Annotated in this window: 20 protein-coding genes; 13 read left to right on the forward strand and 7 right to left on the reverse strand. The window is 70.5% G+C overall.

From position 1 onward, the window contains the following. Positions 1 to 162: 162 nt before the first annotated feature. The 12 genes from JJQ90_RS19380 to JJQ90_RS19435 all read left to right on the forward strand — a co-directional run bounded on the left by JJQ90_RS19380 (position 163) and on the right by JJQ90_RS19435 (position 17,640). Entirely contained in the window at positions 163 to 1,434 is a 1,272-nt protein-coding gene (locus JJQ90_RS19380; protein ID WP_230410819.1) for a glycosyltransferase family 4 protein, read from the forward strand. 205 nt (positions 1,435 to 1,639) lie between these two features. Next, positions 1,640 to 2,242 (forward strand): dTDP-4-dehydrorhamnose 3,5-epimerase, encoded by a 603-nt coding sequence (gene rfbC / locus JJQ90_RS19385; protein WP_216877911.1) that lies wholly within the window; start codon positions 1,640 to 1,642, stop codon positions 2,240 to 2,242. Further along, positions 2,158 to 3,138, forward strand: a complete 981-nt coding sequence (gene rfbD / locus JJQ90_RS19390; protein ID WP_216878167.1) for a dTDP-4-dehydrorhamnose reductase — start codon at positions 2,158 to 2,160, stop codon at positions 3,136 to 3,138. Before rfbC ends, rfbD begins: the two co-directional genes overlap by 85 nt. Beyond that, positions 3,135 to 4,016 (forward strand): glucose-1-phosphate thymidylyltransferase RfbA, encoded by an 882-nt coding sequence (gene rfbA, locus JJQ90_RS19395; protein WP_216877912.1) that lies wholly within the window; start codon positions 3,135 to 3,137, stop codon positions 4,014 to 4,016. The genes rfbD and rfbA overlap by 4 nt, the downstream gene beginning before the upstream one ends. Then, complete coding sequence (locus tag JJQ90_RS19400; RefSeq protein WP_216877913.1) at positions 4,016 to 7,384, forward strand: glycoside hydrolase family 99-like domain-containing protein; 3,369 nt, start codon at positions 4,016 to 4,018, stop codon at positions 7,382 to 7,384. The genes rfbA and JJQ90_RS19400 overlap by 1 nt, the downstream gene beginning before the upstream one ends. Positions 7,385 to 7,887: 503 nt before the next feature. Beyond that, positions 7,888 to 8,535 carry a calcium-binding protein gene (locus JJQ90_RS19405; RefSeq protein ID WP_216877914.1) on the forward strand — a complete coding sequence of 216 codons (648 nt, stop codon included), beginning with the start codon at positions 7,888 to 7,890 and terminating at the stop codon, positions 8,533 to 8,535. 94 nt (positions 8,536 to 8,629) lie between these two features. Then, positions 8,630 to 10,717, forward strand: coding sequence for a glycosyltransferase (locus JJQ90_RS27520; protein WP_216877915.1), 2,088 nt, complete (start codon positions 8,630 to 8,632; stop codon positions 10,715 to 10,717). A gap of 89 nt (positions 10,718 to 10,806) precedes the next feature. Next, positions 10,807 to 12,117 carry a glycosyltransferase family 4 protein gene (locus JJQ90_RS19415; RefSeq protein ID WP_216877916.1) on the forward strand — a complete coding sequence of 437 codons (1,311 nt, stop codon included), beginning with the start codon at positions 10,807 to 10,809 and terminating at the stop codon, positions 12,115 to 12,117. Continuing rightward, on the forward strand, positions 12,110 to 12,793 hold the full coding sequence (locus JJQ90_RS19420) for a hypothetical protein (RefSeq protein WP_216877917.1): 684 nt from the start codon (positions 12,110 to 12,112) through the stop codon (positions 12,791 to 12,793). Before JJQ90_RS19415 ends, JJQ90_RS19420 begins: the two co-directional genes overlap by 8 nt. A gap of 4 nt (positions 12,794 to 12,797) precedes the next feature. Continuing rightward, positions 12,798 to 14,531 (forward strand): ATP-binding cassette domain-containing protein, encoded by a 1,734-nt coding sequence (locus JJQ90_RS19425; RefSeq protein WP_216877918.1) that lies wholly within the window; start codon positions 12,798 to 12,800, stop codon positions 14,529 to 14,531. Further along, complete coding sequence (locus tag JJQ90_RS19430; RefSeq protein ID WP_216877919.1) at positions 14,528 to 16,294, forward strand: ATP-binding cassette domain-containing protein; 1,767 nt, start codon at positions 14,528 to 14,530, stop codon at positions 16,292 to 16,294. The genes JJQ90_RS19425 and JJQ90_RS19430 overlap by 4 nt, the downstream gene beginning before the upstream one ends. After that, the gene (locus tag JJQ90_RS19435; RefSeq protein WP_216877920.1) at positions 16,291 to 17,640 is read left to right on the forward strand and encodes an HlyD family type I secretion periplasmic adaptor subunit; all 1,350 of its coding nucleotides are present in this window, start codon (positions 16,291 to 16,293) and stop codon (positions 17,638 to 17,640) included. The genes JJQ90_RS19430 and JJQ90_RS19435 overlap by 4 nt, the downstream gene beginning before the upstream one ends. A gap of 13 nt (positions 17,641 to 17,653) precedes the next feature. Here JJQ90_RS19435 and JJQ90_RS19440 read toward each other — a convergent pair whose 3' ends face one another. The 7 genes from JJQ90_RS19440 to JJQ90_RS19470 all read right to left on the reverse strand — a co-directional run bounded on the left by JJQ90_RS19440 (position 17,654) and on the right by JJQ90_RS19470 (position 23,656). Beyond that, complete coding sequence (locus JJQ90_RS19440) at positions 17,654 to 18,016, reverse strand: response regulator (protein ID WP_216877921.1); 363 nt, start codon at positions 18,014 to 18,016, stop codon at positions 17,654 to 17,656. A 134-nt stretch (positions 18,017 to 18,150) separates the two neighbouring features. After that, complete coding sequence (locus JJQ90_RS19445; protein WP_216877922.1) at positions 18,151 to 18,498, reverse strand: gamma-glutamylcyclotransferase family protein; 348 nt, start codon at positions 18,496 to 18,498, stop codon at positions 18,151 to 18,153. Then, positions 18,479 to 19,891, reverse strand: coding sequence for a phosphoglucomutase/phosphomannomutase PgmG (gene pgmG, locus JJQ90_RS19450; protein WP_216877923.1), 1,413 nt, complete (start codon positions 19,889 to 19,891; stop codon positions 18,479 to 18,481). Before pgmG ends, JJQ90_RS19445 begins: the two co-directional genes overlap by 20 nt. Positions 19,892 to 19,946: 55 nt before the next feature. Continuing rightward, positions 19,947 to 20,819, reverse strand: a complete 873-nt coding sequence (gene galU, locus JJQ90_RS19455; RefSeq protein WP_216877924.1) for a UTP--glucose-1-phosphate uridylyltransferase GalU — start codon at positions 20,817 to 20,819, stop codon at positions 19,947 to 19,949. An 82-nt stretch (positions 20,820 to 20,901) separates the two neighbouring features. Next, positions 20,902 to 21,588 (reverse strand): J domain-containing protein, encoded by a 687-nt coding sequence (locus JJQ90_RS27085; RefSeq protein ID WP_230410821.1) that lies wholly within the window; start codon positions 21,586 to 21,588, stop codon positions 20,902 to 20,904. A 104-nt stretch (positions 21,589 to 21,692) separates the two neighbouring features. Next, positions 21,693 to 22,397 carry a VWA domain-containing protein gene (locus tag JJQ90_RS19465; protein ID WP_216877925.1) on the reverse strand — a complete coding sequence of 235 codons (705 nt, stop codon included), beginning with the start codon at positions 22,395 to 22,397 and terminating at the stop codon, positions 21,693 to 21,695. A 68-nt stretch (positions 22,398 to 22,465) separates the two neighbouring features. Then, positions 22,466 to 23,656, reverse strand: coding sequence for a M20 metallopeptidase family protein (locus tag JJQ90_RS19470; RefSeq protein ID WP_216877926.1), 1,191 nt, complete (start codon positions 23,654 to 23,656; stop codon positions 22,466 to 22,468). A 124-nt stretch (positions 23,657 to 23,780) separates the two neighbouring features. Here JJQ90_RS19470 and JJQ90_RS19475 point away from each other — a divergent pair, with 124 nt between their 5' ends. Then, positions 23,781 to 24,770 (forward strand): Bug family tripartite tricarboxylate transporter substrate binding protein, encoded by a 990-nt coding sequence (locus tag JJQ90_RS19475; protein WP_216877927.1) that lies wholly within the window; start codon positions 23,781 to 23,783, stop codon positions 24,768 to 24,770. Positions 24,771 to 24,863: the final 93 nt, after the last annotated feature.

Consider the following 24,863-nt stretch of genomic DNA (forward strand, 5'->3'; position numbering starts at 1 on the left):
ACCGTGTTCTCCCCTGCGATGGCGACAGGGCGGCAATCTGCCACCCGTCCCCTGGCGCGAACAGCCCGGCGCGCCACCGGCGGGGTCCAGCGGCGCGCTTGACCGCATCGCCGCCACGCCACAGGGTCCGGCCGGAGACGTTGCCTGACCGCCGGAGAGACGATGGCCCTGCTGCTGCCCCGCCGCCCGCTGCGGGCGCTGTTCATCCACCAGAACTTCCCCGGCCAATACGCCCATCTGGCGCCCGCGCTGGCGCAGCGGCAGGGGGTGCAGGTCTGGGGCATCGGGGAAAAGCCGGGCTATGCGGCGCCGGGCGTCACCTACATCCCCTATGGCGCGCCCAAGGGTGCCGGGGATCAGACGCATCGCTACCTGCGCTCGCTGGAAGCCTCCACCCGGCGCGGCCAGCACCTGGCGAACCGGCTGGTGCAGCTGCGGGACAAGGGGATGCGGCCGGATATCATCGTCTGCCACCCCGGCTGGGGCGAGGGGCTGTTCCTGAAGGATGTCTTCCCGCAGGCGCGCACCCTGTTCTACTGGGAATTCTACTACAATTCCGTCGGCCAGGACCTCGGCTTCGATCCCGCCCAGCCGGTCGGCCTGGACGACGCCGCCCGCATCCGGGTGCTGAACGCCACCCAGCTGCTCTCCCTGCAATCCGCCGACTGGGGCGTCAGCCCGACCCGCTGGCAATGGAGCCGCTACCCCGACTGGGCGCGTCGGCGCATCACCTGCCTGCATGAGGGGGTGGATACCGACCAATGCGCCCCCGACCCCCAGGCCGTGTTCCGCACGCCGGGGGGCCGCGATTTCCGCCGCGGGGACGAGGTGATCTCCTACGTCGCGCGCAACCTGGAGCCCTATCGCGGCTTCCCGACCTTCATGCGCGCCCTGCCCCGGCTGCAGCGGGAGCGGCCCGGGCTGCACACGGTGATCGTCGGCGGCGACGAAGTCTCCTACGGCCGCAAGCCGGAGGGGGCGGCGAGTTGGAAGGCGCAGATGCTGGCGGAGCTGGACGGCCAGCTCGACCTGTCGCGGATCCATTTCACCGGGCGCATCCCGCATGACGACCTGCACGCGCTGTTCCGGGTGACCCGGGCGCATATCTACCTGACCTATCCCTTCGTGCTGTCCTGGTCGATGCTGGAGGCGATGGCCTGCGGGGCCCTGGTCATCGGCTCCGACACCGCCCCGGTGCGGGAGGTGGTGGAGGAAGGTCGCAACGGCCTGATCGTGCCCTTCTTCGAGCCGGAGACCCTGGCGCGGCGCGTGCTGCGGGTGCTGGCCGATCCGGAGGGGCATGCCGGGCTGGCGGGGGCCGGCCGCGCCGACATCATCGCCCGCTACGACCTGCGCCGGCACTGCCTGCCCCGGCAACTCGACCTGGTGGAGCGGCTGGCGGCCGGAGGCGAGCCGGTGGCGGAGCCGGGATGACCCCCTGGTTGCAAGAAAAGCGTTTCCGACCCCCTGTGCCGTGCATGGTTTCCCTTCCCGTCCGCTTCACGATGCATTAAGACCTGCCTGTCTCTCGTTAAGCGAAAAACGCGCGCAGATGTTTCGAATTTCTCAATTTTAATACATTTCGCGACGCGGATTCGCCAGCGGAGACAACCTCGGGTTAGCGCAGGGATCACCGCAGATGCCGGAAGGGATCGGATCAGTACCGCCAGAGGCGCGCCGCTCAGGCAATGTGACCGCCCAATCCCTGCCCTTGGCCGGGCCCCTCCTGATCTCCGTGCGCCGCTTCGCCGATGCGCGCGGCGTCTTCACCGAGGCCTATTCACGCCGCGACTTCGCCGCCATCGGCATCCCCGATGAGTTCGTGCAGGACAACCAGTCCATGTCGGTCGCCACCGGCACGGTGCGCGGCCTGCATTTCCAGATCGCCCCGCATGCCCAGGGCAAGCTGGTGCGGGTGCTGCGGGGCCGGGTGCTGGACGTCGCGGTGGATCTGCGCGCCGCCTCGCCCAGCTTTGGCCAGCATGTCGCCGCGGAATTGTCGGCCGCGAACGGGCTGATGATGTGGGTGCCGCCCGGCTTCGCCCACGGCTTCGTGACCCGAGAGCCGGAGACGGAGGTCGCCTACAAGGTCACCGCCCTCTACGCGCCCGATTGCGACCGGTCGCTGGCCTGGGACGATCCGTCGCTCGGCATCGACTGGGGCCTGGACCCGGCGGAGGCGGTGCTGTCGGACAAGGACCGGCGCGCGCCGCGCCTCGCCGATCTCAGCCCGGCCTTCTGATGCGCGTCCTGATCGCCGGCCGCCAGGGCCAGGTCGCCCAGGCGCTGCTGCGCCGCCTCGATGGACATGCTGTGACGGCGCTCGAACCCCCGGAACTGGATCTGACCGACCCGGCCTCCATCGCCGCCGCCATGGAAGCGGCGCGGCCCGAACTGGTGGTGAACGCCGCCGCCTATACCGCGGTGGACCGCGCCGAGGACCAGGAAGCGCTGGCCTTCGCGGTGAACCGCGACGGCGCCGCGCATCTGGCCGCCGCCGCCGCCGCCATGGGCGCGCCCTTCGTGCATTTCTCCACCGACTATGTCTTCGACGGGCGGAAGGGCGCGCCCTATGTCGAGACCGATGCGCCCTCCCCCCTCGGCGTCTATGGCCGCAGCAAGGCGGAAGGCGAGGCCGCCGTGCTGGCCGCGCATCCCCGCAGCGTGGTGCTGCGCACCGCCTGGGTCTGCAGCGCGGATGGCGCCAATTTCGTCAAGACCATGCTGCGCCTGGCGGCGGAGCGGGAGGAGCTGCGGGTGGTCGCCGACCAGCACGGCGCGCCCAGCTTTGCCGCGGATCTCGCCGATGCGGTGGCGGTGATGGCGCCGCGCCTGCTGGCCGCCCCCGCCGGCGATGCCGCCTTCGGCCTGTTCCACCTGACCGGCAGCCCGCACACCACCTGGCACGGCTTCACCGCGGAGATCCTGGCCCAGGCGGCGCGGCGCGGCATGCGCGTGCCCCGGCTTGCCGCGATCGCCACGACGGATTACCCGACACGCGCAATGCGCCCGGCCGATGCAAGGCTGGATTGCGGTCGCATCGCGGATATACACGGCATCAGCCCGGCGGATTGGCGGCTGTCCCTGGCGCAATGCCTGGACAGGCTGGTCGGACCGGCCAAGGAGCTTGCGGAATGAAGGGCATCGTCCTGGCCGGCGGATCGGGCACCCGCCTGCACCCGGCCACACTCGCGGTCTCGAAGCAGTTGCTGCCGGTCTTCGACAAGCCGATGGTCTACTACCCGCTCTCGGTGCTGATGCTCGCCGGGATCCGGGAGATCATGATCATCTCCACCCCGCACGACCTGCCGCTGTTCAAGCGGCTGCTGGGCGATGGCGAACGCTGGGGCCTGAAGCTGGACTATGCCGAGCAGGACAAGCCGCGCGGCATCGCCCATGCCTTCGTGCTGGCGGAGGAATTCCTGGCCGGCGAGCCCTGCGCCCTGGTGCTCGGCGACAACCTGTTCCACGGCCACGACCTGGAAACGCGGCTGACCGAGGCGCAGGCCAATGCGGCGGCACAGGGCGCGACGGTCTTCGCCTATCGCGTCGCCGACCCGCACCGCTACGGCGTGGTGGAATTCGACGGCGACAACCGCGCCCTGACGATCGAGGAAAAGCCCACCCTGCCGCGCTCGGACTGGGCGGTGACGGGCCTTTATTTCTACGACGGCCGCGCCGCCGCCATCGCCAAGGCGCTCGCCCCCTCGCCGCGCGGCGAGTTGGAGATCACCGACCTCAACCGCGTCTATCTGGAGGAAGGCTCCCTGCGGGTGGTGCGGCTCGGCCGCGGCTATGCCTGGCTCGACACCGGCACGCATGACAGCCTGCTGGAAGCCGGCGAATTCGTCCGCGCCATCGAGAAGCGCACCGGCCAGAAGGTGGCGGCGCCGGAGGAGGTGGCCTGGCGAATGGGCTTCATCGACGGCGACGCGCTGCGCGCTTTGGCGGCGCCGCTGCGCAACAGTGGCTACGGTACCTATCTGGAAGGCCTGCTGGCGCGCGAGGACCAGTGATGGAGGGCGATCAGGACCCGGCACAGGACCCGCGCGCCAGGGCGCGGGAGGTCCTGGCGTCTTCCGGCATCGTCGATGCCGTCTGGTACGTCGCGCAGAACGCCGATGTGGCACATGGCGGGCAGGACCCGCTGTCGCATTTCCTGGAGACCGGCTGGGAACAGGGGCGCGCTCCGTGCTTCTACCTCGACCCCGCCTGGTACCTGGCGACGCATGCGGATGTGCGGGAAGCCGGCGCCGATCCGGTGCTGCATTATGTGTTTCATGGCGACTCGGAAGGCCGGCGCCCGGGCCCGCATTTCGACCCGGCCTGGTATCGCGGCCGCTACGGCCTGGGCGGGGAGGAGAATGCGCTGGCGCATTTCCTGCGCCATCGCGAATACGGCGCCTCTCCCATTCCGGAATTCGACGCGGAATTCTACCTCTCGACCTATCGCGACGTGGCGCGTGCCGGGGCGGATGCCTTCGAGCATTATGTGACACTCGGCTGGCAGGAGGAACGCGAGCCAGGGCCGGATTTCGACAGCCACTACTACCTCCAGCGCCATATGGGCGGCCGGATGACGGAGCCGCCGCTGCTGCACTGGCTGCGCCAGCGGCATGAGCCCGGCGTGCATCCGCGCATGCCGCAGGAAACGCCGACCATCCCGCGCGAGGTCCGCCGCAACACCCGCCCGGCGGAGGAATTCGAGGAAGTCCAGCCGCTGCCGGATGGCTTCCGCCCGCGCGCCAAGGTGCTGGCCTACTACCTGCCGCAGTTCCACGCGATCGCCGAGAACGATGCCTGGTGGGGCAAAGGCTTCACCGAATGGGCCAACCTGCCGCGCGCCTTGCCGCGCTTCGCCGGCCACTACCAGCCGCGCGTGCCACGCGACCTGGGCAACTACTCGCTCGACGACATGCGCGTCATGCGCAGGCAGATCGAGATGGCGCGGCGCGGCGGCGTGCATGGCTGGATCTTCTACTGGTACAGCTTCAACGGGCATCGCCTGCTGGAAAAGCCGGTGGATGCCTTCCTGGCCGATCGCAGCCTCGACATGCCCTTCGCCCTGATGTGGGCGAATGAGAACTGGACCCGGCGCTGGGATGGCGCCGAGCACGATATCCTGATGGGCCAGGACTACCGGCCGGAAGATGAGCCGGAGCTGGTCGCCACCCTCGCGCGCCACTTCGCCGATCCGCGCTACATCCGCGTCCAGGGCCGCCCCGTGTTGATGGTCTACCGCGCCGGGCTGATCCCCGAGCCGAAGGAGATCGTCGACGGCTGGCGCAAGCGTTTCCGCGACGCGCATGGGGAAGACCCGGTCTTCGTCATGACGCAGTCCTTCGACGATATCGACCCGACGGAATTCGGCTTCGACGGCGCCATCGAATTCCCGCCGCACAAGCTGGCCAAGCGCTGCACGCCGATCAGCGCCAGCCTGGACTACCTCGACCCCGATTTCACCGGCACCGTCTTCGCCTATGAGGACGTGATCCGCGTGTCGCTGGAGGAACCGAAGCCGGACTTCCCGCTGATCAAATGCGCCGTGCCGGGCTGGGACAACGACCCGCGCAAGCAGGGCCAGAACACCGTCATCATCCACGGCGCCAAGCCCGCCACCTATGAGGCCTGGCTGTCGGAGCTGATCGAGCGCGCCGGGCGCACGCCCTTCTTCGGCGAGCCGATGGTCTGCGTGAATGCCTGGAACGAGTGGTGCGAGGGCGCCTATCTGGAGCCCGACCTGCATTATGGCGGCGCCTTCCTGAACGCCACCGCGCGCGCCGTGGTCGGCAGCCGCGCCAGCGACGCGCCGGGCCTGCTGATCGCCGCGGCGGATGCCGAGGACAGCGAGGCGGCGCGCCGGCTGCTGGATGCCGCGGGCGCGCTGCGCCGCAGTTCCGGCCTGCGCGTGGAGGTGCTGCTGCTGGCAGGCGGGCCGCTGGAGGAGGAATTCGGACGCATCGGCCGGCTGACCTTCGCCACGACGCCGGAGGCGGCGGAGGCCGCGCTGTCCGACGCCGCGTCGGACGGGCTGCGACAGGCCTTGATGACCACGGCGGCAGCGGTGCGGCTGGCCGCGCTGGCGCAGGCGCGCGGCATCGCAGCCACGGTACTGCTTCAGGAAATGCCGGCGGAGCTGCGCGCGCGCGACCTGCTGGCCGGCCTTCGCGGCGCGCTGCGCCAGGCGACGAAGGTGCTGGTGCCAGCCGAGGAAGTGCGCCAGGCCCTGCTGGCAGAGCTGCCGGCCCTGGCGGAGACGCCGGTCGAGGTGCTGGAGCCGGGCCTGCCCTTCCCCCCGGCGCTGGATGCGGCGGATGTGGCCAGCGGGCGCGCCTATCTCGGCCTGGCGGCGGAGGACCGGCTGCTGCTCGGCACCGGGCCGGGCGACCTGCGGCACGGCATCGACCTGTTTCTTCAACTGTTCCGTCGGCTGCGGGCGGAGGATGCGCGGGTGAAGGCGGTATGGGTCGGCACGCTCGATCCCGGGCTGCGGCTCTGGCTCGGCGCGGAGCTGGCCGCGGCGCGGCAGGACGGGCTGCGGCTGATTGAGCAATTGCACGAACCCGGCCCGCTGCTCGCGGCCGCCGATCTGCTGGTGTTGCCGGCGCGGGAATCGGCCTTCCCGGTCGTGGCGCAGCAGGCGCTGACCCTCGGCGTGCCGGTGCTCGCCTTCCAGGGGGCGGGCGGCGCGGCCGGGCTGGCCAAGGCGCTGGGCGGCGAAGCGGTACCGCTGGGCGACATGGCGGCGATGGCGGCGGCGGCACAGCGGCTTCTGGCGAAGCCCGCGGATGCGGCAACCCGCGCGGTGCGGCGCGGCGCGGCGCTGGCCCGCTTCGATGTCGCCGAGACGCTGGCCCGGCTGCGCGGCGAACTGCTGCCGGGCCTGCCGGAGATCTCCGTGGTGGTGCCGGGCCGGGGCCGGGGCTTCATGCTGGCAAGCCGGCTGGATGGCGTGTTCCGGCAGGACCTACCGGTGTGGGAGGTTGTGGTGCTGGACGACCCGGCCGATCCGCGCGTCGCGGAGGGCGCGCGGATGGCGGCGGAACGCTGGCAGCGGGAGGTTCGGGTGGTGCCGGCACCCGCCTCGACGACGCTGGCGCAGACCTCGATGGCGGCCACAAGTGGCGCCCTGCTGTGGATCGTGGATCCGGACATGGCGCCGGGCGGCGCCTTCCTGCGTCGCGCCGCCAATGCCCTGGCCGCGGCGCCCGATGCGCCCTTTGCCGCGATCGCCCGGGATGGTGCCGCCGATCCGGCCGGGGTTCTCTGGCGGCGCGAGGCTCTGGGCGCGGCGATGACGGCGGCGAAGCCATTGGCGAATCCCAAGGCGGCGCTACTGGATGGCGTCGCGATGGTGCGTCTGTCACCGGCACCCGGCGCCTGAAGAAATGCGCGTTCCGGTTGTGTGATCCAGAGCGCCTAAGATCCACTTTGGCGCCGCACAGAACCGAGGAAAACAACCACTGGATGCGCATCCAGACTGATATTGCGGCAATGACGTCACATACGGGATGGCGAGTTTCATTTTTTGATCTTTTGTATAAAAAATGAGGCGAGCCCGCGTTTTCGCTGCACTCACCCCAAAGTGTCTTATTTTCTGCCCTTCGTCTGAATGATGCCATTTCTGCGCGTTTCGTTTGGAAATTGGTTCTGCCCGGTCGGCGCACCCCATCCGGCCTCCTCCTTGCACGGCTCGTCATTAACGATTTAGTCGGGCGTCTAAAAATCTGATTTTGATTATATATCAATGCGCTAAGTAGGTCGCGCCAGGCCGTTCTGTTCGATCGGAGACTAAATTGATTGACTCGCATTCCGTCTCGTTCTTAAAGATCGTTCCAGGGTCGCGGGCCGGATTTCGGCGCGTTCTTTTTATGACGGAGGCCGTGGATGTCCGGTTTCGCCTCAATTTCGGGAAGTCATGGCGACGACCTGCTGATGGCACCATTCGGTGATATCGGCCAAATGGTCCTCGGGCTCGGCGGCAATGACACCATCTATGGCTTCAACGGTGACGACTCGCTGTTCGGCGGGGCTGGCGATGACGAACTCTTCGGCGGCACGGGCAACGACATCCTGCGCGGTGGCGGGGGTGACGATGTGCTGGCCGGCAGCACGGGCGACGACACGCTGTTCGGTGGCGTCGGCCACGACACGCTGATCGGCGGCGTCGGCGACGATGTGCTGCGAGGCGGAGCGGGAAATGATGTCCTCGCCGGTGGCACCGGCAACGATCATCTGGTCGGCGGTGCCGGCGACGACACGATGAACGGCGGCCTTGGTCTCGACACGTTCGAGTTCGATGACGGCTTCGGCCACGACGTCATCGTCGGCTTCCAGCTCGGCGCCGACACGCTTCAGATCGCCAGCAACATCAATGCGACCGGCGTCGCCGATCCGAACGATCTCCTGGCACTGGTCTCCGACGACGGGTCGGGCAATGCGGTCATCACCCTGGGGACGGATACGATCAAGCTCCAGGGCATTTCGGTGGGTGACCTGACCGCCAATATCGGCACCGTCGTCCAGATCGTCTGACGGCCTTGGACCGGCCCAAGCCGTTTCGAGGCCACGGTCCAGGGCAGCGTGTTGTGGTGGATTGATGTCGATGGCCGCCTTGCAGGAAATCGACGTGCCACTTCCCCTCTGGGTCCGTCTTGGTACCGATGCCGTCGCTGTCGCCCTGCCACAGCGCCTCTCCGGGCTTCGCGATATTCTTCTTCGCGGGGAGCAGGGAGAGAGCTTCCAGCCACTCTCGCATCTGCCGCTTCCTCAGGGCGACCTGCTGCTGGCGCGCTCGCCGGACTGCAATCTGCTGTCCCTCAAAATCGGCAATGGCGCCTGGCTGGAACTCGGGGCAGCCAGCGACCACGGCGTCCTGGCCCCGGCCGCCGCCATGCCGCGCTTCCTGGCACTGCTCGCCAGCAAGATCGCCGGGCCGCTGCGCGCCGCCGCCGACCCGGTTATGGCGCGCGACCTGCTGGCCCTGGCCCGGGACCAGGCCGTGCCCGCACCCGATGCGCTACGCCTGCTGATCGACCTTGACCGGACCCGAGGGCTTTGGCGGCTGCCCACCGGCGGCTGGCTGGTCACAGCGCGCGGCGTGACGCGGGTGGCAGAGCCAGAGGCCGGCCTTGCCTTGTTGCCGGCCTTGCCCGCCGGCGCGGTCCTGCTGCGTGCCGAGGGTCCACCGCTGCGCCTGCCGCCACCTCCGGCCGGGGTGCCCGGCCTGGTGGAACTGGCACGGCAGGATGCGCCGGATCGGCGCGCCTTGCTGCGCCAAGCGATGCTGGCGCTTCGTCGCCACACCGCGGAGCCCTGGTGCCGGGAGGCGTTGCGCGACGCACAACTCCTGTTCATGGCGCCGGCACGGGCTGCCGGCGATCCCGCCAATGCCGTGGCCGGGGCACTGGACCGCGCCATTTCCGATCATGCGGGCGGCGTTTTCCTGATCGGCTGGCTGCACGACCCGCTGCGCCTGGTGCGCGGCATGACGCTGCGCGGCCCCTTCGGCGGCACGACGCTGCCCGGCGACCACCTGTTCCCCGCCACCCGCGCCGATGTGGTGAAGCGCTTCGAGCAGGCGCCCTTCGGTGCGCCCGATCCCCGCCCCGGCTTCGTCGCCCACCTCCCTGAAGCCGGTCCCGGCCCGGTCGCGCAATGGCGGCTGGAACTGGCGCTGGGCTCCGGCGAGGCGATCGAGTTGATCGCCGGTCCAGCCCTGATCCCCGCCGCCCAGGCGCGCGAAACCGTGCTGCGCGGGGTCAATCCGCTGGATGTCAGCCCTGCTTTGCTCGACCGCTGCCTGACCCCGGCCGCCGCACGTCTGCATCGCGCCGCCTCGGCCGAGGCGCTGGATATCGAGGTGATGCGCATCGGCCCGCGGGTCGCCCAGCCGCTCATCAGCCTTGTCATCCCGCTGTACCGCAACCTCCGCTTCGTCCGCCACCAGCTCGCCGCCTTCGCGCGCGACCCCATGCTGCGGCAGTCGGATCTGATCTATGTGCTGGACAGCCCCGAACAGCGCGGCGAAGCGGAGCACATGCTGCGCGGCCTCTGCGGCCTGACCGGGCTTTCCGTCACCCTGGTGATTCACGGCCGGAATACCGGCTATGCCACCGCCTGCAACAGCGGTGCGGCGCAGGCCACCGCGCCCATCCTGCTGATGCTCAATTCCGACGTGGTGCCGGACCGCCCAGGCTGGCTGGTGCCCTTGCTGGCGCGGCTGGCGGCGGATCCGAAGCTCGGCTGCGTCGGGCCGAAGCTGATGTTCGACGATGGCTCGCTCCAGCATGCCGGATTGTACTTCGCGCGCGGCCCCGGCGATGACTGGTATAATTGCCATTATTTCAAAGGCTTTCCGAGATATTATCCCATGGCGTGTCAGGCACGCCCGGTGCCTGGCGTCACCGGTGCGGCCATGTTGATGCGGCGCGAGGCCTGGGATTCGGTCGGCGGCTTCTCCGCCGACTATATCGTTGGCGATTACGAGGACAGCGATCTCTGCCTGCGGCTGCGCCAGGCCGGCTTCGGCATCCTTTATGAACCGGCCGCCGAGCTCTACCATTTTGAGCGGCAGTCGATCGCCCAGCATGGCGGCTATGCCGGCACCGTCGCCGCCGCCTACAACCGCCGCCTGCATCACCATCGCTGGAACGCGGCGATCGGCGCCCTGATGGAAGAATTCCCTCGGATGGGGGAGACGCTCGCCGCCGCCTGAGCCTCCGCGGCGAAACCGTGCCGATGCAGCGTCTTATCCACGTTCAGGCGATTTCGCCGCCCCCTCATTTCCTCTAGCGTTGCGGAGCCATGCGCCTCCTCGTCCTTTGCCATAACCATCCCGATCTGCAGCCAGGCGGCACCGAGGTGGTGGCGCGCGGGCTGTTCCGCGCGCTGCGCGACCGGCATGGGGTGGAGGGGCTGTTCCTCGCCGCCGTCACCCAGCAGCACCGCGAACGCCGCCCCGGCACGCTGTTCCAGTCCATCGGCCGCCATCCGGACGAGATGCTGGTCTGGCTCAGCCATTTCGACCGCTTTCATCTGTCGCAGGTCGATAGCTGGGGCCTGGGTGAGCTGGTCTCCTTCCTCGCCGACTACCAGCCGGACATCGTGCATTTCCATCACCTGCTGTATTTCGGGCTGGAGACGCTGGATGTCGTGCGCCGGGTGGCGCCCAAGGCCAAGATCATCGTCACGCTGCACGACTTCTTCGCGCTCTGTCCGCAGGAAGGTCAGTTGCTGACCACCGACGACCGGCTCTGCCCCGGCCCCTCCCCCGATGCCTGCCGGCGGTGCTTTCCGGGTCGGGGCGGCGCCGACCTCACGCTGCGGGAACTGGCGGTGCGCGGCGCCATGGCGGAGGTGGACCTGCTGCTCTCGCCCTCCGACTTCCTGCGCGACCGCTTCATCGCCGCGGGCTGGGACGGGGCGCGGATCGAGGTGCAGCGCAACGGCATCGCCGGCGGCCCCGCCGCCCCCTATCGCGTGGCGCCGGATGGGCGGCGCGACCGCTTCGGATTCTTCGGCCATATCAACCGCTTCAAGGGCAGTCTTGTGGCGCTCGCCGCCTCCGCGCATCTGTCGCGACAGGGTGTCGCGCATGACCTCGCCTTGCATGGCGGCACCGCCTACCAGCCTGATGAATTCCTTACGGGATTTCGGACGGCGCTGGCCGATGCGCCGGCCGCGCGGCATCACGGCCTGTACAGTCCGGAGGATATGCCGGCGCGCATGGCCGCGGTGGACTGGCTGGTGATGCCCTCCATCTGGTGGGAGAACGCGCCCCTGGTGGTGCAGGAGGCGTTCCGCCATGGCCGGCCGGTGATCTGCGGCAATGTGGGCGGCATGGCGGAATCGGTGCGGGATGGCGTCGATGGCCTGCATTTCCCGCTGGGCGACGCCGTCGGCCTTGCCGAGGTGATGCGCCGCGCGGCGGAGGAGCCGGGTCTGTGGGAACGGCTCGCCGCCGCCACCCCCGCGCCGCGCCGGATGGAGGATGCCGCCGCCGAGCACCTGGCGCTGTATCGCCGCCTGATGGGCCTGCCGGCACCGAGGCCGGAGCCGGTGCGGACCACGACCTCCCGTCGCGCGGAGGGCCGGGCGCGTGTCCGCCTTGGCTGAGCCCCTGTCCGCGCCGGACATCCGCGGCTTCGTCGACGCGGTCACCGGCAACCGGATCGATGGCTGGGCCTTCGAGCCGGCGCAGCCCACGGAACGGGTGGTGGTGGAGCTGCGGCTGGATGGCCAGACGGTGGCGACCAGCGTCGCCGACCGGCACCGTGCCGACCTGATCCGCGCCGGCATCGGCGATGCCTTCCACGGCTTCCGCTTCCTGCTGCGCCCGGCCTGGGCGGAACGGCGCGCCGAGCTCAGCGTGCTGGCGCGCGGCGTGGAAGGTGGCGAGGTGGTGCTGCCGTTGCTGCGCCATGGCGCGCCGCAGGACGCCCGGCCGGAGGCCCGCCCCGCCGCGCCGAACCCGCAGGTCGTGAAAGCCATCGAACAGCTTGCCGCCGGCCAGCGGGCGCTGGAGGCCCGTTTGCAGGAACTCGCCCAGCGGCCCGAGCCGCCGATGGCCGCCCTGGCGGCGGAGCCGGCGGATTTCGAGCAGCGCATGGAGGTGCTGGAGGCCTGGGTGGCGCGGCTGGATGAACGCCTGGCCAGCCTGCAAAGCGCCGCGCCTGCGCCACGCGGCGCGGGGCCCGCCGGGCTTGATACCTGGCAGGTGGTGCTGATCGCGCTGCTCGCCGTCACCGGCCTTGGCGGGCTGACCGTCTTCGCCCTGGTCCTGGCGCTGTAGCGCCATGGCATTGGCGCGCAGCCTGCGGGGTGCCGGGCCCAGCGCCGCGCCACCGGCAGCCACACCACCGGCACCCGCGGCCAATGTCATCGAGGTGGCGCGCGCCGAAGTCGCCTCCGCCACCCGGCTGACTCTCGCGCTCGGCCTGGCCATCAGCCTCGCCACCTTTGGCGTCGTCGCCGCCAAGCTGGTGATCTGGCAGCTCGTGCTGCCCACCGGCAATCCCTGGACCCTGGCGGGCCTCGCCATCGCCTTCTGCCTCGCGGTCGGCATCCTGCTGGGCCTCGACCAGTTGCGGGAGCTGGGGCTGCTCGCCATCTCCCACCGCCTGGCGCGACGGCTGGCGGCGCCGCTTGTGCTGGCGGCGGCGCAGCAGCCGGGTCGGGCGGATATCGCCGCCGCCCAGGCGTTGCGGGATGTGGAGGAGCTGCGGCGCAACCTGACCGGGCCGGTGCTGACCGGGCTGGTCGATGCGGTGCTGGTGCCGACGCTGATCCTGCTGCTGCTGTTCTTCCACTGGGCCTTCACCCTTTGGGCGCTGGGCTGCTGCCTCGCCGCCGCCCTGCTGTCCCTGCTGGGCGACCGGCTGACGCGGCGCGCCGTGGGCACCGCCAATGAATCCCAGGCCCGCACCGCCGGGCTGGTGGGTGATGCGATGCGCTGCGCCGAGGCGGTGGAAGCGATGGGCCTGCGCGCGCCGCTCGCCGCCCGGTGGGAAGCCCGGATGCGGGAGGGCACCACGGCGCTGCGCGGCGCCCAGGCCGGGGCGCGCTGGATCGGCGCCGGGCTCGCCACCATCCATGGCGTGGGCTCCGGCGGTGCGCTGGTGGTGGGCACGCTGCTCTCGGCCAATGGCGTCGATGTCGGCTTCGGCATGGTGCTGGCCATGCTGGTCACCGGCCAGATCATCACCCCCTTCGCCCGGCTCGGCGGCGCCAGCCATGAATGGGGCGCGGCGATTTCCGCCTGGCGCCGCCTCGCCAACCTCGCGGAGGCGGCGCCGGCCGCCGCCACGGGCATCGCCTTCCCCTGCCGGGAGGGGCGGCTGGTGATGGAACGGGTCGGCTTCGTGCATCGCGGCGCGCCCCGCCCGCTGCTGCGGGATGTGGCGCTGGAGGTGCCGCCGGGACGCATCGTGGCGCTGGCCGGCACCGCCGGGGCGGGCAAGACCACGCTGCTGCGCATCGCCGTCGGCATGCTGCGCCCTTCCGCCGGCGGCTGCTTCCTGGATGGCCAGGCCTGCTGGCAATGGGCGCGGGAGGATTTCGCCCGTCATGTCGGCTACCTGCCGCAGGACCCGCTGCTGACCGATGGCACGGTGGCGGAGGCGATCGCGCGGCTCGAAGTGCCGGACATGCCGGCGGTGATGGAGGCGGCGCGGCTGGCCGATGCGCATGGGCTGATCGCCGCCCTGCCCGCCGGCTACGCCACGCCGATCCGCGCCGAGGGGCCGCTTTCCGCCGGCCAGCGCCAGCGCGTGGCCCTCGCCCGCGCTCTGTATGGCCGGCCGCGACTGCTGGTGCTGGATGAGCCCGCGGCCTTCCTGGATGCGGCGGGCGAGGAACGGCTGTTGCGCCTGCTGCGGCACCTGGCGGCCCAGGGCACGGGCATCCTGCTGACCTCCCACCGCATGTCGCTGCTGGCGGCGGCGCATCAGGTGCTGACCCTGCGCGGCGGGCAGCTCGTGCCGGCGAAGGCACCGCCGATGCTGGCCGGGCCGAAGCGCCGCGCGGCATGAGCGGCCGGGCGATCCTGCGCGGCGATGGCGGCCGGTCCCGGCCGGCACCCCGGGCGAAGCCGCCAGGCCCCGCTTCGCCCCGCGTCGCATCGCCGGCCACGGGGCCACTGGCCGGGCTGCGCACGGCGCTGCGCGGCGCGCCGCTGTTCCGCCGGGTGCTGGCGGTGGTGCTGGCGATGTCCTTCGCCCGGCAGGCGGCGCTGCTCGGCATGCCGCTGCTGACCATGCATATCTTCGATGGCGTCACCCAGGGCCACAACCTGGACACGCTGCTGGTCCTGTCCATCGCCTTCGTCATCGCGCTCTGCATGGCCGGCGCGCTGCGCGCGCTGCGCGCCGCGCTGATGGCCGCGCTGTCGGAGGATATCGCCCGCCGCCTGACGCTGGAGGCGCTGCAGGCCGCGGTGCGCAGTGCCCTGCTCGGCAGCCGCCAGCCGGGCATCGCGGCGCTGCAGGACACGTCGGAGCTGCGCCGCTTCCTGGGCGGCAATACGCTGGCGGACCTGTTCGACATGGCGGCGCTGCCGGTGGCGCTGACGGTGCTGTTCCTGCTGCACCCGGTCTATGCCCTGGTGGTGGGCAGCGCCTGCATCATGATGGTGCTGCTCGGCCTGGTGCTGGACCGCACCACGCGGGGCCTGCTGCGGGAGGCCTCCGAACGGCAATTGCGCCAGGGCGCGGAATTGCAGGGACGGCTGCGGCAAGCCGACATGCTGGAGGGCCTTGGCATGCTCGCCGCGGTGGTGCGGCGCTGGGAACCCGCCCAGGCCGCCGCGTTGGCGGAGGGTGATCGTGCCCAGGCGCGGGCACGCGCCGTGCGGGGCGTGACCGAATTCGCCTCCTACATGGCGCAGGGCGCGGTGGTGGTGACTGGGGTGGTGCTGGCGCTGGGCGACCAGGCCTCCCCGGGCTCGATCATCGCGGCGATGATGCTGGCGGGCAGCGCCACCCTGCCGGTCGCGCGCATCGTGCTGGCCTGGCGGGAATGGGCTTTTGCGAGTCTCGCCTGGCGAAGGTTGCAGGAGCTGTTCCTCGACCATGCGGAGCCGGCGGTGCGGGCGGTGGAAGCCGGGGCGCCGCCCGGGCTCTGGCTGCGGGAACTGCGCTGGACGCCGCCGGGCGGGCTGCGGCCGGTGCTGGCGGATGTCAGCCTGTATTGCCCGCCGGGCAGCATCACCCTGGTCAGCGGGCCGAATGGCACCGGCAAGTCCAGCCTGCTGCGCGCGGCACTCGGCCTGCTGGCGGCGCATGCCGGCGTGGCGCTGCTGGATGGCCAGGACATGCGCGCGGTGGACCGTGCCGCGATCGGCCCGCGCATCGGCTTCCTGCCGCAGGATGTGCAGTTGCTGGAAGGCAATGTGCTGCAGAACATCGGCCGCTTCGGGCCGGAGGATGCGGCCGCGGTGGTGGATGCCGCTCGCCTCGCCGGCGCGCATGAGATGATCGGCCGCCTGCCCCGGGGCTACGAGACGGATGCCGGGCCGAGCGGCGTGCTCTCCATGGGCCAGCGCCGCATGGTGGGCCTCGCCCGCGCGCTGTATGGTGCCCCTGCCCTGCTCGTCCTGGACGAGCCGGAGGCGGGGCTGGACCAGGCGGGGCGGGAGGCGGTGCGGGATGCGGTGCTCGCCGCCCGCGCCGCAGGCGCCGCCTGCCTGCTGGTCAGCCACGAGCCAACGCTCTGGACCGGCCATCTGGATCAGATGCTGCATCTGGCGCCGGGCGGGCATTGGCGCAGCGAGGCTGCGGGGGAGATACGCGCATGACGGCAAGACTGGCCGGCCCGCCCAGCATGCCCCTGAACTTCGCCGAAGCCGAGGCCGCCGCCGCCACGCCCGATGTCCGGCGGGTGATGCGCGCGGCGCTGCTGCTGCTGGTGGTGGGCTTCGGCGGGCTGCTGTTCTGGGCCGCGATCACCCCGATCGAACGCGCCGTCGTCGCCCGCGGGGCGCTGGTGGCGGAGGGCCGGCGCAAATCCATGATGCTGGCCGAGCCGGGCATCCTCCAGGAACTGCTGGTGCGGGAGGGGCAGCGGGTGCAGGCCGGCCAGGTGCTGCTGCGGCTCGACCCGACCACGGCGGAGGCGAATGCCGCGCAGCTTCGCGCCCAGGCGCGGACGCTCGCCGCCCGCATCGCGCGGCTGCGCGCCGAACAGCAGGACCAGCGCAGCTTCACCATCCCGGCCGAGATCCAGCGGGCCGCCGCCACCGACCCCTCCCTCGCCGCGATCCTGGTCGCCGAGACCCGCCTGTTCCAGGCGCGGTGGGAGGCCTTCGACAGCAATACCCGCGTCTATGAACGCCGGGTCGCCGTGCCGCGCGAACAGCTTCTGGCCGCCGGCGCCCAGCGCGCCTCCGCCGCCGCCCGCGCCAGTTCCGTGCGCGCCGACCTCCAGGGCCTGCGCCCCCTCGCCCAGCAGGGCTTCGCCCGGATGCGGGAGGTGCGGGAACTGGAGCGGCTGGAGGCGCAAGCGCGCGGCGACATGGGCCTGTATGCGGCGCAGGAAGCACAGTTCCGCCAGGCCATCGCGCAGGCGGAGGCCGAGCTTTCCAGCCTGCGCCTGACCCGCGCCCAGGACATCGCCCGCGAATTGCAGGAAGCGCAGCAACAGATGGTGGAGGCGGAGCAGCGGCTGCTCTCGGCCGAGAACATCCGCGCCCGCCGCGACCTGGTGGCCAGCGAACCCGGCATCGTCACCGATATCCGCTTCGTGACGCCCGGCAGCAGCATCACCGATGGCCAGCCGGTGCTGGACCTGGTGCCGCTGGATGACCGGCTGGTGGTGGAGGCGCGGGTCTCGCCCACGGATGTGGAGCAGTTGCAGGTCGGCCAGCGGGTGAATGTGCGCCTGACCGCGCTGCGCCAGCGCAGCACGCCGCTGCTGGCGGGCCATCTGACCTATGTCTCCGCCGACCAGCAGACCGATGCCCAGGGGGTGGTGTATTTCCTCGCCCGTGCCGAGATCGATGCGGCCGAGTTGCGCCGCCTGCCGGAGGTGCGGCTGACCGCAGGCATGCCGACGGAGGTCTTCGTCCTGGGCGAGACGCGCAGCGCGCTGAACTACCTGGTATCCCCGATCCGGGATTCGCTGCGCCGTTCCCTGCGGGATTGAAGCACAGTTCCGGTCAAACGGCGCAGAGCCGGCCAAGCATCGCGGTGAGCTCCGCAGGGTCGTAGGGCTTGGCCAGCACCATGGCGTGCTGGTGCCCGGGCGGCAGGCCAGAGGCGCCGTAGCCGGTGGCGATCACATAGGGAATGCCGCGCGCGGCCAGAATATCCGCCACCGGGGTAGAGGTCTCCCCGGCCAGATTCAGGTCGAGCACCACCGCATCCGGACGTTCGCCGGTCGCCAGCAACTGCAATGCCTCATCCACCGTGGCCGCCGGCCCCAGCACCTGGAAGCCGGCATCGAGCAGCGCATCCTCCACCAACATGGCGACGAGGGCCTCATCCTCCACGACGAGGACCTTCCTGATCACACCCGACATCACCTACTCCGTCTGCCCATGGCATCGCGCACCTTGAACGCGAGCATCGCCCCGACGTTCCAATCGCATGTTGCCCTCCGCATCATGCCAGCTTCGGGTTTCGCCTATAATTCAGACCGTTTCAGGGCGTGCTGTCAGGGGCGTGCGCGCAGGGAGGCATGCGCCATCCAGGCCCAGACGGGTCCATGATCGCGCCCACCGATCCGCAGGCGCTGGGGACGCAGCCGATAGGCCGGTCCCTCATAGGCCATCAGCCGGCGCAGCGGCGCGCCCGCCAGGCGGAGGACAAGCCCCTCCACCAGGCCACCGCGATCACGCACCAGCATCGGCCAGGGCGTGCCGCGCAGCCGCGCGCGGCGCCATCCCCTCAGCCGCGCCGGGCGCAACGCCCGGGCGGGGAACCGCCGCCCGGCCTTCGCGTGCAGCACCGCCCGGTCGAGCAGCGAGCCATAGAGAAAGACCTCAATGCCCGGCGTTGTCACCCGAGAAATCCGGCACCGGCAGGCCGGAGGCCTGGAGTTGGCGGGCGATATCGGCCTTCAGCCGGTCGAGCCCGGCCTCCGACGACGCCTCCGCCCGCGCCACCAGCACCGCCTGGGTGTTGGAGGCGCGCAGCAGCCACCAGCCATCCTCGGTCAGCACCCGCACGCCATCCACGTCCTGCACCTTTGCGCCCTCATCGGCCAGGCGCTGCTTCACCTCGGTGATGACGCCGAACTTGCGCGTATCGGCGCAGTCGAAGCGCAGCTCCGGCGTGTTGATGACCTGCGGCAGGCCGGCGCGCATCTGGCCCAGGCTCTCCGCGCTGCGGGCGATGATGCCGAGCAGGCGGATGGCGGAATAGGGCGCGTCGTCGAAGCCGTACCACTTGTCGGCGAAGAAGATATGGCCGGACATCTCGCCGGCCAGCGGGCTGCCGGTCTCGGCCATCTTGGACTTGATGAGCGAATGGCCGGTCTTCCACATCAGCGGCGTGCCGCCGGCCTTGGCGATCTCGTCGAACAGCACCTGGCTGGCCTTCACATCGGCGATGATCACGCCGCCCGGCTTCGACTTCAGCACATCGCGCGTCAGCACCACCAGAAGCTGGTCCCCGAACAGGATATGGCCGTCGCCATCCACCACGCCGATGCGGTCCGCATCGCCGTCGAAGGCGATGCCGAGGTCGGCGCCCTGCTTCGCCACCTCCGCGATGATCTGTTCCAGGTTCCTGGCGACCGTCGGGTCCGGATGATGCGCCGGGAAGGTGCCGTCGATGCTGCCATTGATGATGTAATGCGTGCCCGGCAGTTGCGCCGTCAGCAGCTTGACGATCTCGGCACCCGAGCCATTGCCCGGGTCCCAGACCACCTTCAGGGCACGCTCGCCGCCATCCCAGTCCTGCATCATGCGCGCGACATAGCGTTCGGAGACGTCGACCTGCTCATCGGTGCCGACGGCGTTGGGCACCACATCGCCCTCCGCCGCCATGCGGCCGATCTCCTGGATCTGCGCGCCATAGAAGGGCTTGCCGCCCAGCATCATCTTGAAGCCGTTGTAGTCGGGCGGGTTGTGGCTGCCCGTGACCATGATCGCGCCATCCGCCTTCAGGGCGTAGGAGGCGAAGTACAGCATTGGCGTCGGCCCACAGCCGATCCGCGCCACCTGCAGGCCACAGGCGCGCAAGCCCGCGACGAGCTGCGCCTCCATCTCCGGCGAGGACAGCCGGCCATCATAGCCCACCGCGACCTTGGTCCCGCCGGCGCGCGACACCATGGTGCCGAAGCATCGGCCGATGGCGAAGGCGTCTTCCGGATGCAGGGTCTGCCCGACGATGCCACGGATGTCGTATTCGCGCAGCGAGGTCGGGTCGAAGCGGTGGTTGAAGGCGGTCATCTTCGGCTGGCTTCCCGGGAACTGTGGAGAGGGCGTCTTGCGGCCGGCGGCGCCTTTACTGCGCGTACTTCTTCAGGATCGCCTGCATCTCCGGCGCCATGTCCGGGCGCGACAGGGCGAAGGCGACCTGGGCTTCCAGGTATCCGGCCTTGTTGCCGCAGTCGAAGCGCCGGCCCTCATACAACACACCATGGAAGGGCTGGGTTCCGATCAGCTTGGCCATGCTGTCGGTCAGCTGGATCTCCCCGCCCGCGCCCTTTTCCTGCGTCGCCAGGAAGCCCATCACCTCCGGCATCAGCACATAGCGGCCGATGACGGTCAGGTTGGACGGCGCCTTCTCGACCGGCGGCTTTTCCACCAGGCCCTTGACCTCGACCAGATTGCCCGTGGTGGCGCCCGGGTCGATGACGCCGTAGGAGGAAACGCGCTCCTTCGGCACTTCCTCGATGGCCACCACATTGCCGCCGGTCTCGTTATAGGCGTCGACCAGCTGCTTGGTGCAGGAGACATCGCAGAGCATCAGGTCATCCGGCAGGAGGATGGCGAAGGGCTCATCCGCCACGAAGGCGCGGGCGCACCAGATGGCGTGCCCGAGGCCCAGCGGCACCTGCTGGCGGGTGGAGACGACGGAGCCGGGCGGCAGCGCCTGTTCGCGCAGCATGGCCAGTTCCTTGGCCTTATTGCGCTCCGTCAGGGTGCGCTCCAGCTCATAGGCGATGTCGAACTGGTCCACGAGCATGGTCTTGCCGCGGCCGGTGACGAAGCAGAATTCCTCGATCCCCGCGGCCCGCGCCTCCTCCACCGCGTATTGGATCAGCGGCTTGTCCACGACAGGCAGCATTTCCTTCGCCATCTGCTTGGTGGCGGGCAGGAAGCGCGTGCCGAGACCGGCGACGGGCAGGACGGCCTTGCGGAGCGGCTTGCGCACGGATGGAAATCCTCTGTCGGTTGGACGGCGAAGGAGTGCCACGCCCGGTGATGTGCGTCCACCGCGCGGGTGGGTGCCCGCGTCAGGGCAGCAACGTATCCCGGGCCTCGTTGAGGCGGGAGGCCAGCCAGTCCGAACCACCCTGGTCCGGATGCGCCGACCGCATCAGGCGCCGATGCGCCGCGCGGATCGCCTGTTCCGTGGCGCCTTCCGCCAGACCCAGCACCGCCAGCGCCTCCGCCCGCGTCATCGGCCCGGCGGAGGGCGGCGGCGTGTCGAGGCGCCATTCCGGGTGGCTGCGGTCCAGCCAGGCCTCCAGCAGCGGCACGCCTTCCGGGTCCAGCGCCGCCAACTCGGCCAGCAGGGCCAGCAGCGTCGGCAGGTCGAGATCGGCCAGTTCCGCGCCGCGATATGCCCCCGCCTTCACCCGCCCGGTCATGCGCCCCGTATCATGGTCCAGCGTCATCGCCAGATGCGCGGTTTCCACATCCGAAGCCTGGCCCGCGCTGGCCGCGCCGCCACGGGCGAAGGTGCCCGCGGCACGCCGCGCCTGCCACCAGCGCCAGCCGACCGGGCCCAACAGCGCCAGCGCCCAGAAGGCCTGGGGCCCGCGCCCGCTGGCCAACAGCGCCGCCATCAGCACCAGGCCGAGCCCGCCGGCGAACAGCGCCAGCGCCGCCTTCACCTGGCCCGGCTTCGCCTCCACGAACAGCTTCGTCAGCGCCAGCAGACCGACGAGCAGCAGCAGGCCCAGCGCGATCCAGACCATGCCTCAGAGCCTGTAAAAGGATCGAGCTTGAGCATGAATGCCCGTGGAAGGCATTTGACATTTTCCTGCCATTTGGCCGCTTTCGGGCATTAATTCACAAGCTCTCAGGCGCCGCGCGGGCTGGGAAGCTGGCCGGCGATGGCGCGCGCCGCCGCCCCGCCGAGCCGCTGGAGGGCCGGCCTGCCCCCGGCGGCGAAGACCGCGACCGCCCGCAGCAGGTCGCGCAGTGCCGTGGCGCTGGTCGCGTCGAAGGGTGCCCAGGCGCCACCCGAAAGCTGCGCCACCTGGCGCAGCGCGTTGCGCGCCACAGGATCCCCGCCTTCCTGGAAGCAGAACACCGGCAGGCCGCGCAGGCCGAGCTGGCCGGCGACATGGCAGGCGGCGTCCACATCCTCCTCGAAGGCATCGCCGATGAAGACCAGGGCATTGACCCGCTGGCGCTGGGTTTCCGCCAAAGCGTGCTTCAGCAGGCGTTCGACCTGGGTCTGGCCGCCGAGGCAGGTCACCGCCGTCATCCGCTGCGCCAGGTCCCGCGCATTGGTCAGGAAGGGGGTCGCGGCGAATTCACGGTAGCCGCGGTAATAGGCCAGGCTGACGGCCAGCCCACCGATCTCCCGCACCGCACCGAACATCTCCGCCTGGAGGTGGCAGGCGCGGTCCCAGCTCGGCTGGCGGCTGGCCGTCGCATCCATGGCGAAGATCAGCCGGCCGAGGCTGCCGCGCGCCGGCGCCACCGCGGGCATGGCCTCGACCTTGCGGAGAAAGGCGGCGACGGCCTGGGAGCCGGTTTTGTCGGGCAGGCTGGTCATGGGGGAGATGTGGGGGCGGAGGGGGCGGATCGCCAGGGTTCGCGGCCCCGGCACTGATCCGCCCCGCCTCAGCCCGCCGGACGCCCGAGCAGTTCCAGCGCCGCCCGGCTCAGCGCCTGCACCCCGTTGCCGATGCAGGCCTCGTCCGGCTGGTAGAAGGCATTGTGCAGCCGGTCGTCGCGCCCCGGCGCGCCGCTGCCGATGCGCAGGTGGAAGGACGGGGCCCGGGCGGCGAATTCGGAAAAATCCTCCGAGCCCATGGAGGCCTCGCCCGCATCCAGCACGTCCTCGCCGAACTGTGCCCGCACCGCGGCCAGAACCGGCGCCTGCACCCGCGTGTCGTTCACCAGCGGCGGCACCATGCGCTGGTAGTCCAGCGCGCAGTCCACGCGCATGCCGATGGCGATACCCTCCGCCAGGCGACGGATCGCAGCCTCCGCCGTGTTGCGCGCGGCCTCATGCAGCGTGCGCACCGTGCCCTTCAGATGCACGCGCTCGGGGATGATGTTGTAGGTGGTGCCGCCGTTGAAGGCGCCGATGGTGACGACGGCCGGATGCAGCGGCTTCACCTCCCGGCTCACCACCGTCTGTACCTGCGCCACGAAGGCGCTGGCGGCGACGATCGGGTCGATCGCGGCGTAGGGGTGCGCGGCGTGGCCGGACTTGCCGCGCAGCACCAGGTCGAATCGGTCGGAGGCGGCGAGGCAGGCGCCGGGGGCGAAGCCGAATCGACCGACCGGCAGGTCCGGCTGGTTGTGGAAGCCGAGCGCGATGTCGATCCCCTCCGCCGCGCCATCGGCGATCATCGCGGCGGCGCCCTGCAGCACCTCCTCCGCCGGCTGGAACAGCAGCACGATTCGCCCCGCCAGCATCGGCGCCAGATCCTTCAGGAGCGAAGCAACGCCCAGCAGGGTCGCGGTGTGGATGTCATGGCCGCAGGCATGCATCTTGCCGTCATTCCGGCTGGCGAAGTCGAGGCCGGTTTCCTCCTGGATCGGCAGCGCGTCCATGTCGGCGCGAATCGCCAGGGTGGGGCCGGGGCGGCCGCCCTCGATGGTGCCGATCACACCAGTGCCGCCCACGCCGGTGCGATGGGCAATGCCAAGACGCGCGAGTTCGGCGGCGACGATGCCCGCGGTGCGTGTCTCCTCGAAGGCGAGTTCGGGATGGGCGTGGATGTCACGGCGGATGGCAACGAGGTCCGGTGCGATGCTTTCCGCATGTTCCCGAATTCGCCGTTCCGGATCATTGATGCGCATTGATGGCTGCTCCACGCAATTTCATGGCCTCATCGTAAGTGAAGAAGTCTTCATCAGAAAGTGTCCGGCTTGCAGCGCTGGAACGCTGCGTGCATAGGCACGCCAACTTCTACGGGGAACATCCATGACTGCCCGAGTTACGCGCCGCGCGCTGGCCATCGGCTCGCTCGCCGCAGGTGCTGGCCTGACGGCCGTGCCGACGACGCTGCGGGCGCAGTCCTGGCCCTCCGGCCCGATCCGCCTTGTCGTGCCCTTCGCCCCCGGCGGCAGCACCGATCTTTCGGCGCGCCTGGTCGCCGATGGGCTGGCGCAGCGGCTCGGCGTGCCGGTGGTGGTGGAGAACCGGCCGGGCGCCGGCGCCACCACGGGCAGCCAGATGGTCGCCGATGCGGCGCCGGATGGGCAGACCCTGGTGATGAGCAATATCGCCAGCCATGCGATCAGCCCGGCGCTGTATCCGAACCTGCGCTACGATCCGGTGACCTCCTTCACCCATATCGCCATGGTCATCACCAACCCCTCCGTCTGGGTGGTGCATCCGCGCAGCGAGATCGCGAACCTCGCCGACCTGGTGCGGGCGGCGAAGGCACGGCGCGGCGGGCTCGACATGGCGTCGTCCGGCGCCGGTTCCTCGAACCACCTGATGCTGGTGCGCTTCTCCGAACTGGCGGGAATCGAGCATACGCACATCCCGTTCCGCGGCGCCGGCCCGGCGATGACGGCGGTGATCGCCAGCCAGGTGCCGATGATGTCGGACAGCCTGCCCTCCGCCGCCGGCCATATCCGCCAGGGCACCGTCCGCGCCATCGCGATCAGCAGCGCGGAGCGGCATCCGGCCTTCCCGGATGTGCCGACGTTCCGGGAACAGGGCTTCGACCTGTCCAGCACCTCCTGGTTCGCGCTGTCCGGCCCCGCCGGCATGCAGCCGGCGGTGGTCGAGCGGCTGCACCGGGAGATCATGGCGGTGATCGCGACGCCGGAAAGCCGGCGGCGATTTGCCGAGATGGGCGGCTCGCCGGGGGACATGACTCCGGCGGAATTCACGGCCTTCGTGGCGTCGGAGGTGGCGCGTTGGGCGCCCGTCGTGCGGGCTTCGGGCGCGACGGTCGGTTAATTAACGACTTGTAACCTTCAAGACGAATGTCCGGACATGTCTTGGTTGGCGAGCGCCTTCCAGATGATTAGGGTTCCGCCCGACTTGGCCGCT

The sequence above is a fragment of the Falsiroseomonas oleicola genome (genome assembly GCF_019029495.1).
GTDB classification, from domain to species: domain Bacteria; phylum Pseudomonadota; class Alphaproteobacteria; order Acetobacterales; family Acetobacteraceae; genus Falsiroseomonas; species Falsiroseomonas oleicola.